This is a genomic window from Methanolobus vulcani, assembly GCF_900100715.1.
GTDB classification, from domain to species: Archaea; Halobacteriota; Methanosarcinia; order Methanosarcinales; family Methanosarcinaceae; genus Methanolobus; species Methanolobus vulcani.
Map to the genome: position 1 here is coordinate 268868 of NZ_FNCA01000003.1, position 11945 is coordinate 280812.

Annotated in this window: 13 protein-coding genes and 1 tRNA gene; 7 read left to right on the forward strand and 7 right to left on the reverse strand. The window is 42.2% G+C overall.

Annotated elements, in window-relative coordinates:
* Window positions 1-87: 87 nt before the first annotated feature.
* Window positions 88-1428 (reverse strand): type I glutamate--ammonia ligase, encoded by a 1341-nt coding sequence (glnA, locus tag BLP52_RS06175; RefSeq protein ID WP_202905734.1) that lies wholly within the window; start codon window positions 1426-1428, stop codon window positions 88-90.
* Window positions 1429-1775: 347 nt separating this feature from the next.
* On the opposite strand from glnA, the gene hdrC reads away from it, so the two are divergent.
* The 4 genes from hdrC (at window position 1776) to BLP52_RS06195 (ending at window position 3911) form a co-directional block, all read left to right on the forward strand.
* Window positions 1776-2309, forward strand: a complete 534-nt coding sequence (gene hdrC / locus BLP52_RS06180) for a CoB--CoM heterodisulfide reductase subunit C (RefSeq protein ID WP_091709593.1) — start codon at window positions 1776-1778, stop codon at window positions 2307-2309.
* The gene (gene hdrB, locus BLP52_RS06185) at window positions 2306-3202 is read left to right on the forward strand and encodes a CoB--CoM heterodisulfide reductase subunit B (RefSeq protein WP_091709594.1); all 897 of its coding nucleotides are present in this window, start codon (window positions 2306-2308) and stop codon (window positions 3200-3202) included. Before hdrC ends, hdrB begins: the two co-directional genes overlap by 4 nt.
* 145 nt (window positions 3203-3347) lie before the next feature.
* Window positions 3348-3422 (forward strand) — tRNA-Arg (locus BLP52_RS06190).
* 36 nt (window positions 3423-3458) lie between these two features.
* Complete coding sequence (locus tag BLP52_RS06195) at window positions 3459-3911, forward strand: N-acetyltransferase (RefSeq protein ID WP_338011371.1); 453 nt, start codon at window positions 3459-3461, stop codon at window positions 3909-3911.
* Between the two features lie 4 nt (window positions 3912-3915).
* Here the strand turns inward: BLP52_RS06195 and BLP52_RS06200 are convergent, their stop codons facing one another.
* The gene (locus tag BLP52_RS06200; RefSeq protein WP_091709595.1) at window positions 3916-4371 is read right to left on the reverse strand and encodes a GNAT family N-acetyltransferase; all 456 of its coding nucleotides are present in this window, start codon (window positions 4369-4371) and stop codon (window positions 3916-3918) included.
* Complete coding sequence (locus tag BLP52_RS06205; RefSeq protein WP_091709596.1) at window positions 4368-5558, reverse strand: M20 metallopeptidase family protein; 1191 nt, start codon at window positions 5556-5558, stop codon at window positions 4368-4370. Before BLP52_RS06205 ends, BLP52_RS06200 begins: the two co-directional genes overlap by 4 nt.
* Before the next feature lie 190 nt (window positions 5559-5748).
* Here BLP52_RS06205 and BLP52_RS06210 point away from each other — a divergent pair, with 190 nt between their 5' ends.
* On the forward strand, window positions 5749-6690 hold the full coding sequence (locus BLP52_RS06210; RefSeq protein ID WP_091709597.1) for a nucleotidyltransferase domain-containing protein: 942 nt from the start codon (window positions 5749-5751) through the stop codon (window positions 6688-6690).
* Between the two features lie 40 nt (window positions 6691-6730).
* Here the strand turns inward: BLP52_RS06210 and BLP52_RS06215 are convergent, their stop codons facing one another.
* Window positions 6731-7048 carry a DUF2098 domain-containing protein gene (locus tag BLP52_RS06215; RefSeq protein WP_091709598.1) on the reverse strand — a complete coding sequence of 106 codons (318 nt, stop codon included), beginning with the start codon at window positions 7046-7048 and terminating at the stop codon, window positions 6731-6733.
* A gap of 56 nt (window positions 7049-7104) precedes the next feature.
* Window positions 7105-8061: a GTP cyclohydrolase MptA gene (gene mptA, locus BLP52_RS06220; RefSeq protein WP_091709599.1), complete on the reverse strand. Its 957-nt coding sequence runs from the start codon at window positions 8059-8061 to the stop codon at window positions 7105-7107.
* A gap of 438 nt (window positions 8062-8499) precedes the next feature.
* Between mptA and BLP52_RS06225 the strand changes: the two genes are divergently transcribed.
* Both BLP52_RS06225 and argB read left to right on the forward strand, forming a co-directional pair.
* A complete protein-coding gene (locus BLP52_RS06225) occupies window positions 8500-8790 on the forward strand; it encodes a non-histone chromosomal MC1 family protein (RefSeq protein WP_091709600.1) in 291 nt (96 codons plus the stop codon).
* A 181-nt stretch (window positions 8791-8971) separates the two neighbouring features.
* On the forward strand, window positions 8972-9865 hold the full coding sequence (gene argB / locus BLP52_RS06230; protein WP_091709601.1) for an acetylglutamate kinase: 894 nt from the start codon (window positions 8972-8974) through the stop codon (window positions 9863-9865).
* A 29-nt stretch (window positions 9866-9894) separates the two neighbouring features.
* On the opposite strand, the gene BLP52_RS06235 is transcribed toward argB, so the two are convergent.
* The gene (locus BLP52_RS06235; protein ID WP_091709602.1) at window positions 9895-10935 is read right to left on the reverse strand and encodes an archaeosine biosynthesis radical SAM protein RaSEA; all 1041 of its coding nucleotides are present in this window, start codon (window positions 10933-10935) and stop codon (window positions 9895-9897) included.
* Between the two features lie 37 nt (window positions 10936-10972).
* The gene (gene guaA / locus BLP52_RS06240; protein ID WP_091709603.1) at window positions 10973-11887 is read right to left on the reverse strand and encodes a glutamine-hydrolyzing GMP synthase; all 915 of its coding nucleotides are present in this window, start codon (window positions 11885-11887) and stop codon (window positions 10973-10975) included.
* Between the last annotated feature and the right edge of the window lie 58 nt (window positions 11888-11945).

Here is an 11945-nt window from a genome sequence, read left to right on the forward strand (position 1 = left end):
TCAGCCTGAAAAAGATTAGCTGATCGAAGTTTATTGAAATTTATTGAATTTTACTGAAATATAAAGTGAAGTAAGGGGTAATTCCCCTTACAGTATGCTAAGGTACGTATCAAGTTCCCACTGGTGGACCTGAGCCTTGTAGTCGTCCCACTGAGCCTTCTTAGCCTCAATGTAGTTCTCAAAGACGTGTTCTCCAACTACATCCTTTACGAACTCACTGGCTGCCATAAGGTCAATTGCTTCCTTAAGGTTGCCTGGGAGGGACTCGATTCCTCTTGCAGCTCTGTCTTCTTCTGTGAGCTTGAAGATGTTTACATCAGTTGATGCCGGTGCATCCATTCCTTTCTCAATACCGTCAAGACCTGCACTGAGCATTGCTGCAAATGCAAGGTATGGGTTACATGCTGGGTCTGGGCATCTGAGCTCTACTCTTGTACCCTTGCCTCTTGTTGCAGGGATCCTGATAAGGGAACTGCGGTTTGCTGCAGACCATGTGCAGTAGATAGGTGCCTCGTATCCTGGAACAAGTCTCTTGTATGAGTTGACTGTTGAGTTTGTGATAGCTGCGAATTCACGAATGTGTGTGAGAAGACCTGCAATGTACTGCTTTGCAGTTGTTGAGAGCTGGTCAGGTGTGCTTGGATCGAAGAATGCGTTCTCTCCGTCCTTCATAAGGGACTGGTTGGAGTGCATACCTGAACCATTTACACCAAAGAGTGGTTTTGGCATGAATGTTGCGTAGTAGCCCATGTGTGCTGCGATGGACTTTACAACATATTTGAATGTTACAATATTGTCACATGTGGTAAGTACATCACCGAATCTGAAGTTGATCTCGTGCTGTGATGGAGCTACCTCGTGGTGGGATGCTTCGATCTTGAATCCCATATCCTCGAGAGCAAAGTCGATTGCCCTTCTGACATCCTGTGCCTTGTCAAGAGGTGCAAAGTCGAAGTAACCTCCCATGTCAGTGAGCTCTGTGGTTGGGTGGCCATTCTCGTCCAGTTTGAACAGGAAGAACTCAAGTTCAGGACCGATGTTCATTGTGTATCCTTGTTCAGCTGCCTTTGCGATAGCCGTCTTTAGAACGTATCTTGGGTCACCCTCGAATGGATTTCCGTTTGGTCTGTATACGTCACCAATGATACGAGCAACTGCACCTTCCTTTGGTCTCCATGGGAGTATCCTGAAGGTGGTTGGGTCCGGCATAAGAATCATGTCGGATTCTTCGATCCTTGTGAATCCCTCGATAGATGAACCATCGAACATTACACCGTTCTCGAATGCACCCTCAAGATCTTCTGCAGGGATCGCCCAACTTTTGATCATGCCCATGGTGTCGGTGAATTGAATTCTTATGAATTTAACATCGTTCTCGGTTACAGCCTGTAACACTTCTTCCTTTGTTGCTGGATTTGCTTTTACCATTTTGACTACTCCTCTATTCACTAAGGGGTGTGAGTAACCCATTACCTATCAGGTAGTATATATAAGTTATTGTTATTTATGAGCTAAATACACCACTCTCCAAAAAAGAAGAAAAGCGAATAATATTAAAATCTTATCCTTTTTCAGTATAATAATATACGTAAACAATTCCCTGGAAAACAATTAATCTTATAGATAGATAATATAATAAATCCTGATAATACGACTGAAAATAAATAAAAGATAGAAAAAAGGATACATGTGTCAGATGTTGCCGCAACTGCCTCCGAGCTTCGGAAGATTTATCATTCTTGCAAAAATAGTGACTTTAACAGGCAGGAGAAAATATGAACGAAATATCAAGGGAGAACATCAATATAAAAGAGCAGTTAAAAGAAGCTTCATCTAGCGTTCTCCGTTGCATGCAATGCGGAGTTTGCAGCAGTAGTTGTCCCTCAGGAAGACATACAAGCCTTAACATCCGAAAACTTGTGAAAATTGCAGGTAAAGACCCAGATATTCTCAAAAGTGAGGAATTATGGATGTGCACAACCTGTTACAACTGCCAGGAAAGATGTCCTCGTGGAATAGACATTGTAGAGACAATACTGAAGATCAGATCGATCTCAGCCCACCAGGATATAATCCTCCCCGAACACAGAGCAGTATGTCAAATGTTGCTCAAATACGGACATGCGGTTCCCATCAATGATAATTACAAAAGAAAACGAACAGATATCGGCCTGGAAGAACTTCCGGAAACCGTACATAAATACAAGGATTCTCTAAATGAGGTGAAAAAACTCTTGGCATCCTGTGGTTTTCAGAGATTCGTAGAAGAGGACTTGAATGAGAATCAAAATAAGGAGACCTCATTATGAAGGGACTATCACTTTTTCTGGGATGCCTTATACCTAACAGATACCCAGGAATTGAACTGGCCACTAAACTATGTCTTGCCAAAATGGACATTGATTGCAGCGATCTTCCAGGTGCATCATGTTGCCCTGCTCCAGGAGTGTTCCTTTCTTTTGACAAAACATCCTGGCTTACACTTGCAAGTCGCAATATAGTCCTGTCCGAAGAGATGGACAGGGACGTTCTTACAATCTGCAACGGATGTTTCAGTACCCTTGCTGATGCAAACCATACAATTCAGAAAGATGAGAAAGCAAAAGAAGACGTAAATGCTCACCTCAAAAAGATTGGAAGGGAAGTTAAAGGGAACATCGATGTCAGACATATTATAGAATATCTTTACCAGGAATACGGACCTGAAATGATCAGTTCATTTGTGGAAAGACCACTTGACATCAGAATTGCAGTCCATTACGGATGCCATCTGATAAAACCTACTAAGGACAGAGGACTTGGAAATTCTGAAAGACCGGTGTTCTTTGATGAACTCATAACCGCTCTTGGTTCAACAAGTGTTGACTACCCTGATAAGATGGCATGCTGCGGAGCTGGTGGAGGAGTTCGCTCTGCCATGAAAGAAAAGTCATTGAGAATGACCGAAGCAAAGCTTGCAAAGATACAGGAAGCAAATGTGGATTGCATAGTAAACTCATGTCCGTTCTGCCATATGCAGCTTGACAGCGGACAGGATGACATAAAGGAATTAACAGGAACAGAGTTTGAAATACCCGTACTCCACTACACACAAATTTTAGGACTTGCGCTGGGCTTTCCTGCAGAGATGCTTGGAATTGATACAAGCGTTGAAAAGAACAGGAAACTCATGGAACTGCTGGATTCCCAGGTTGAATCCTAGAATTCAGGATTTAATCCTGTATTTATCACGGTTCTTTGTGAAAAATACAGAAAACTCAGTTGAGAACTTAACTTATTTATCGCAAGAAAGCTTTTTCACCAATAACTTTAAGATATTGAATGTTATTACGTGAGTAGCACAACATGAGCGTGTGGCCTAGTCAGGATATGGCGGCAGCCTCCTAAGCTGCAAGCCGGGGGTTCAAATCCCTTCACGCTCGCTATTTTTCTTTTTAACGATTTCCGGAGATCGATAATTGATAATAAGAAAAGCCAATGTTAATGATATTCCTGCAATAAAAAGCATCATAGATACCTATGCGAAACAGGAGATGATGCTTCCTCGTTCATTGAGTGAGCTGTATGAATTTACCCGCAGTTTCCATGTCTGCGAGATAGATGGGGAAATAATTGGTTGCTGCGCCCTGCAGGTTAGCTGGGAGAATATGGCAGAAGTATTGTCATTTGCAGTAAAGCAGGAATACAGAGATAAAGGCATAGGAACAAAGCTTGTCAAAGCCTGTCTGGAAGAATCAAAAGAACTTGGAATAAACAAAGTATTCACACTCACATACGCAGTTCCTTTCTTTGAAAAACAGGGATTTGAAATAATAGACAAGCAGATGCTTCCGCATAAAGTATGGACAGGATGCATAAAATGTCCAAAATTCCCGAACTGCGATGAAGTAGCAATGATGAAAAAGCTATAATTCATCATTTACTGTTGTCAGATTGCAGGGACTTTTCAAAATGAACAGTTCCTTTATCTTCTTTTACAACTGAAAAACCATTTTTTACATAGATAGATATGGCCTTTTTCAGGGATGAATCCGTTTTCAACCGGACGTAGGAATAATTGTTTTCAGCATAGACAAGAGCTTTACTGAATAGGGCAAATCCAACACCTTTGCCACGACACTCTTTTTTCACATACAGTCTTTTGATCTCACATACATCCGAATCTATGTTCTTCACTGCAGATGTCCCCACAACCTCGTCATCTGAAAGACACAGGAAAAAAGCACCCCCTCTATCAGGATAATTACCCTGAATATCATCAAGATCAGAATCTTTTAAAGGATCGTAGTCAAAACCTTCTCCGCAAAGCACATCTATTACAAATGACCTTGCCGCAGAAGAATATACAGGTGAGAACGGAACAATGTTCATTCAAGGTATTCTCCGGAGTTTTTAAGGAAATCCGTTGCTAAAGAATAAAGTAATTCCACACCACTTAGTAGTACATCCTCATCAATGTCAAAACTGGAGGAATGATTTCCTTCCACAATTCCTTTTTCAACATTCCTTGTGCCGACTATCGTATACATTCCGGGAACTTCCTGAAGGTAGTAAGCAAAATCCTCCGCCCCAAAGATAGGGGCTGCATGAGGATTAACATTTTCAAATTTAGTTTTTAACAACTTGAAGGCTCTTTCTGTGAAAGCAGGATCATTGAAAAGAACAGGATAGCCGCGATAAACATTCAGATCATATGAGGGAACTCCTTCCATGCCCTCCTTTGAATATGAGTGCATAAGAGAATCAAGCAGATCGGTCATTATCTGTTCGATAGTGTCAATATCATCGTCATCAAATGTCCTGAAACTACCAACAAGCTCGAGCTCATCGGGCGACCTGTTGAATTGCTTACCACTATTCACTGTACCAAATCCAAGCACATGATCGGAAGTATCAACTCTCTGTGAAACAGCAGGTTTTAAAGAAGAAATGAATTCAGCGGCAATTTGTATGGGATCAATACACATATCAGGTATCGCATGATGACCACCCTTTCCGAATATCTTTAAAGTAAAGCGATTAGAACTTGCCATTAAAGGACCTGCGCGAATATTGATCTGTCCTATATCCACATCACCAAAAATGTGCAGCCCGATGATAGCATCCACACCTTCCAGACCACCTTCTTCTATTACTCTTACCGCACCTCCCGGAGGGACTTCTTCCGCAGGCTGGAAGATGAATCTGACAGTGCCACATATTTCTTTTCTTTTTTCCTTCATTATGCGGGCGACACCCAGAACAATGGCCATGTGACCGTCGTGGCCGCATGCATGCATTACACCGGGATTTTGGGAGATGTAATCCTTGTTTCTGGAAGAAAGTACCTCATGTGCCGCAAGTGCATCGGTATCAGAACGTATGGCAATGCATGGACCGGAAGACGTACCCCTTATCTCTGCAATTATACCTGTGTCGGCAATCTTCCTGCAACCAATGCCGAGTTCTTCCAGTATTGACATGATCCGTGCCTGCGTATCATGTTCCTGAAAACTTAGTTCAGGATTCCTGTGGAATTCTCTCCGAACCTCACGTATCCATGTTTCAAAGGATTGCAAACTCTATCACCATTTATGTAGACATAGTCAAACAAATATAGAGACTATCAATTTGAAATCACAGATAGACATGTTGCTGAAGTATATATTAGATGTTATTAGATCAAACTGAGATAATAAAAGTCGTACCATTTTTATGGGAAAAGACAATTACCTGTACAGATTGAATACTAACACAGGAAGGCAAAATATGACAAAAACAAGACTCAGGGATTTCCTTGTAACAAAAGATGACTGGATCTTTGCAGTTTCCGACTATTTCCACCCACATGGAATCAGGTCTACGCTCAGGTATGTGCCGGATGAGAATGGGGAACGCGAACTTGACGGTAAACGTTACAAGAAATACGATTTTGATGTTGCTTTTGACTTTATGCGCCAGAACCGCCCTGAATGGGTAGAAGATGTACATGTGGTCCCTGAAGACCAGATCAAAAAAGTGCTTCCTCCTTCAAGTGCCATAGAAAAGTGGTATGGTATTGACAGCAGAGTGACAGTTGTTGTGGATACTCTTGAAAAAGCAGGCATCAGCAGAGATATGATGGGAATTACAGGATCTCTTTTGCCAGGACTTCAGAACGAAGGCTCAGACATTGATTTTGTAGTTTATGGTGATCAGTGGTTCATAGCAAGGGATGCCATCGCAAAAGCAAAATCAGAAGACGGACCTATCGATGATATCGATCTGAACATGTGGAAACGCATATACAACAAACGTATCCCGGAAATCTCTTTTGAGGAATTCATGGTCCACGAGAAAAGAAAAGGAAATCGTGGAATGGTTGAGGGAACCTATTTTGACCTTCTTTTTGTCAGGGATTGGGAGCAGATCAAAGAGCCTACACAGAGAGGCGAGGATATTGGAACAATGAAGATAGAAGCCAAGGTCACAAATGCCGATCTTGCATTTGATGCCCCTTCGGTTTACAAGGTTGAACACGATGAGATAGACCACGTACTCTCATACACACACACATACGCGGGACAGGCCCTTGCAGGAGAGACTATTGAAGCTCAGGGTGTTGTGGAACAGGTAGGAGACATAAAAAGACTTGTAGTAGGAACTTCCAGAGAACCAAAAGGAGAGTGGATCCGCTCACTGACACTACTTGAAAAAGAAGGATTTATCTAAGACAAGGATTTGAAAATTTTTAAAAATACATAAAGGCGGTTTAACCACCGCCTGTTACCTGGCCAATATCATAACCAGCCTCGTTTTCGGCGCTGTAAGAACGCATGTAGGATTCTGCAGCTTCTGCAGATGTGCGCTCTTTCATTTCACCTTTAAGCTCACTTTCATCTGTGATGACAAGTACCTCTGGCTTATAGAACAAGCCGGTGCTATCAAGCAATACCCAGATACCTTCTTCATCTTCTTTAAGATCGGTAACTCTTCCCACAGTACCTGTGTTCAGGTATCTGACAACAGACCCAACTTCAATGGGGCTGCCATCCATACTCAAAGCTTCGATCTTTTCTGAATCGTCCACAATATAACTCCTTTAATTATTATCCTGGAAGATATATGAGCTTACAGATTTAATAGTTAAGCATCCTGAGATATCTCAAGACGCAGATCACCAATGGTTGCAACCCTTTCGGCAAAGGCGTTGTGCCTGTGAATACTTTCTTCATTAATCTGCTTGATAGTGACAATTGCCTCATCAGGAAGGTGTTCAAAGTCCTTGACAACATTCTTTGCCATGGTCCTGACACAATCCTCAACAAACTTTGGATTATTATGAGCCGTCTGGACAACTGTTGCTTCATCAGCCCTCTTTAGAAGCTCAAATACACTGGCACTCATTGATTTCTCAATGATCTCGATGATCTTCTCAAGTGAAACGTAAACATTTCCGACAACCTCAATAGAGATTATACCGCGTCCACGCTGGTTGTGTGTTGCCATTGGGACCCTGTGAAGGAATTCTGCAATGTGCCTGTTATCGACACCGATCTTCTCCAGTTCCTGCCTTGCGTTGTCTCTCATAATCTCCTGAGCACATGGACATGCAGTCATTCCCACCACTTCTGCACCGATGAGTTTCTTGACCTCCATATTCTCTACATCATCACGCATTGCAATTGCCTCAGCGAAGATATCAACAACTTCCTGGCATTCCATCTTTGTTGAAGGTGACTCTCTTTTGAGAACGTACTCGCTTTTAAGAATTACTTCTGCGCGGGTTGCGTATTCATGACGCTTCAAAAGACTCTGGGCAACATCACTGCAAAGCTGTTCTATCTCATAGACAGGCATGTTGACCGCCATTTCGAGAACTTCATCAACTGCTTCAAAGTTACGTGAGAGATTGGCACCTTTCAGGTGTGATGGCAGATCTACAAAAATATCAAAGGTGCAAATAAGGATAATTGGGCGCTTGTCCCTCCTTTTAATCTGCACTAGTTTTTTAACGTTAGTAACACCGACACGTGTCAGGTTAATTGGTATCTGAGGCTTGTTAGCCTGTATATCTGGTAATTTGACAACCGGGACTTCCATAATTATACCTCTAAAATCAAATGAAGGATGAGGATCCGTTCTGCGAATGCAGATACCGGATAGTAATTATATCATGGTGAAAGGGATTCATTACATGTAAATGTTGTGTTACGGACCCGGAATAATAAAAGAAAAAAAAATAGAAATGCAGGAATACACAAAGTTGCAATATGGCAACCGATACTCAAAATAATATAAATCACCAACCGTTTTCAAATCAAGTTAACTTGACATGTTGCCACATACCGCTCTGATAACATACACTACTTTTTCAAAATTATATAATAATGGGCTCATATTCTACCCCAATAATCGCTCTAAATTACAGTAAATTGCATAAAACGAGAACAAAAGACGACATTAAAAGAAAAATATATATACCTTATATACTAAATACGGTTAGCAGATGTAATCGCATAATGATTACGAGGTGACATCATGTCTGAAGCAAGAAATTTTGTGTTAAGAGACAAGAAAGGAAATGAGCACGGGGTATTCACTGGGAAGCAGCCAAGACAGGCAGCTTTAAAGGTGGCAAACAGAGGAAAAGGAAGCAAATCAAAGCCAGAAGAGATCAGGCTTCGTGAGCGTGGAACAAAGAAAGTACACGTATTCAAGGGCTGGAAGGAAAAGGTCGAGGCTCCAAAGAACAAGCCAGACTGGATGCCTGACAAGATCAACAAGCCATTCGTAAAGAAAGTAGGTATCGAAAAGCTTGAAAAGGTCTGATTTTCATAAAGGACCCATATAATGGGTCTTTTGTTTTACTTTCCTATTCTATCAATATACTAAAAGACAGCTATTTTATCGTAGCAGAAACTATTTTTAAATCAATTGAGCATATTAACAGAGAGCTCCGGCTATAATGTTATGACTTGCCGGACCCAGAAAATAATCACAGGTAAACATCATGACACTTAATCGAGAGAATGTGCTTATTGAGGCATTACCATACATAAGGGAATTCCACGAATCCATAATGGTGATAAAAGTAGGTGGCCACGCAATGGTCAATCCTGAAGTGATGAGTGACATCATACAGGATCTGGTCCTTCTGAGATTTGTAGGGATACACCCGATCATTGTACATGGCGGCGGCCCGGAAATTTCAGAAAAGATGAAACGCATGGGTAAGGAATCCCAGTTTGTCGGTGGTTTGAGGGTTACTGATGATGAGACCCTTGAGATAGCCCGCATGGTACTTGTTGGAAACATCAACACGGAAATTGTTGCACTCATAGGTAAACACGGTGGAAAAGGTGTGGGTCTTTCAGGCAAAGACGGTAAAACCATTATAGCCAAAAAGAAACCATCCCAGAAAGTGATGATCGAGAACGTGGAACATGAAGTTGATCTTGGATGGGTTGGTGACACTGAGATCATCAACACAGAACTACTAAATATACTCATCAGGGAAGGCTACATCCCGGTTATTTCACCAATTGCCATGGATATCAACGGAAAAGCCCTGAATATTAATGCAGATACCGTTGCAGGCGACATTGCCGCTGCACTGAAAGCCAAAAAGCTCATTCTGATGACAGACGTTCCGGGCCTTTTGAGAGACATCAACGACAAAAGCTCACGCATATCAAGAGTAGCCATTGAGGATATAGACGACATGGTAGACAGCGGCCTCATATCAGGCGGTATGATCCCTAAAATAAGAAGTGCCGCAACATCCGTTACAAGCGGTGTCGAAAAGATACACATCATCGATGGAAGTGTCTCGCACTCAATATTACTTGAGTTATTCACAGACACAGGTATCGGAACAATGGTGTTTAAAAGAGGAGATGAGTGATAACTCATCTTTACATTTTAATTTTAAATTTAATCGAGAATCGGACTACCAAAGGTATGATCTTCCAGTTCGAGAACCTGTTCCCAGAGATCCTTACAATCACAGGACAAATGTTCAAAGCATGATAGATCCTGCGTCAATGAGAACAATCTTATTGCATCGGCAACAGCATGACTGCACTGCCTGCAATTATGTGGCCCTCTTTTAGAACCTGCGCCAACAGGATCGGAGGTAATTATCATATCAGGGAACTCTTTTTTTGTTCTCTGAAGAATATCCACAATACTCCAGAGCCATGGAGGACGGTATTGCTTCCTGTCCCACAGATATTCCACATAAGTACCACGCTGGACATTGCAGAGATTGATGGAAAAAGTGTCTGTGTACTCTGCTGCATCACGGACTGTCTGGACAATATCCTCCAGAGCCTCTTTTTCTGAAAGGAACAGAGGCTTGAGCATAAGATATGACTTTACAGTTGCGCCGTTTACTCTTGCCACAACCGCAGCATCAACGAAATTCTGGAAAGTGAAGCCTTTATTGATAGATTGCTTGCGTATGACATCCGAACTTGTCTCAAGTCCCATTGCAACTTCAAAATCAGTACTTTTAAGAACGGAAACACAGTCCTTCACATTTCCCTCAGTCACAAACTCAGGGCGGGTCTCTGCCAGAACTTTAACGATCCTTTCATCAGAGTCCAGTTCTTCAAGTATCCTGTGCCTTACCTCAAGAGGAATTTCCTTTGTGTCAAGGAAACTGCCTGAAGTGAATATCTTGACCATGAAACGATCAAAATCTGAAGCCTTCCTCATTGCCTTTACAAGCTGAGCCATAAGGTCGTCATCAGAAGGACTGTCCTGTGCACTGTCATAAACATAACCGCACATAGTACACCCTCCGGCTTTGCCCCACCAACATCCGGACGTCTTGAAGATAATAGTAATTGTATCTATTTCACCGGATTCAATGACATCCCTTCCAGTCCATGAGGCTGCAGGCACATCTAAAGGAGAAGGTTTTACCCTCTGACGATTACGGATATCAAGAACTGCTTTGTTAAGTGACATTTGTCTTGCTCTGGTAAATTGATAATAATTGTAATAATTACTCGAATTCAATTGTTGCAGGTGGTTTTGGGGTAAGGTCATAAAGCACCCTTGCAACGGAAGGAATCTCAGCGGTAATCCTTGATTCGATCTTTCTGAGGACACTCCATGGAAGTTCCATTGCCTCTGCGGTCATTCCATCCCTTGAGCCTACTGCTCTTACAGCAACGATCCAGCCGTGAACTCTTACGTCACCTTTCACACCGGTTCCCTTTCCGACAATTGCGGCAAAGGTCTGCCATGGCTGGAACTGCTCAACGAGTTCTTCCTCAACAATTGCATTGGCTTCCCTTACAGCTTCAACAAGCTCCTCGGTTACCTTTCCAACGATCCTTACTGAAAGTCCGGGACCCGGGAATGGCATCCTTTCTGATATCTCGAGTGGAAGCTCAAGTGCACGGGCAACTTCACGAACCTCGTCCTTGTAAAGGTCATCAATAGGTTCTACAATTGCCTTAAAGTCCATAACAGAAGGAAGACCGCCTACATTGTGGTGGGATTTGATGCCGCCCTCTGATTCGATTCTGTCAGGATAGATTGTTCCCTGAATGAGGTACTCTGCCTGGAGTAATTTTGCCTCTTCCTCGAAAACACGAATAAAAGTCTCGCCAACTGCCTTGCGTTTCTCTTCAGGATCCTCAATACCTGCAAGTGCTGAAAGGAAACGGTCTTTTGCATCGACGACCTCAAGGTTCATATCCGCAAATATTTCCTTTATTCTCTCAGTTTCACCTTTGCGCATGAGACCTGTGTCAATGTAAATTGGTGTAAGTTTGTCACCGATGGCACGGTGTGCAAGTATTGCACAAACTGAACTATCGACACCACCAGAAAGTGCTATGATTGCAGGACCATCGATCTGCTTCTGGATTTTTTCTATTGCTTTAGGAATGAATTTGTCTACTTTTACCATGAATGAGAACTCCGAATATAAGATTACTATGGATTTTACCCTGAAATAGTGTTTCGTA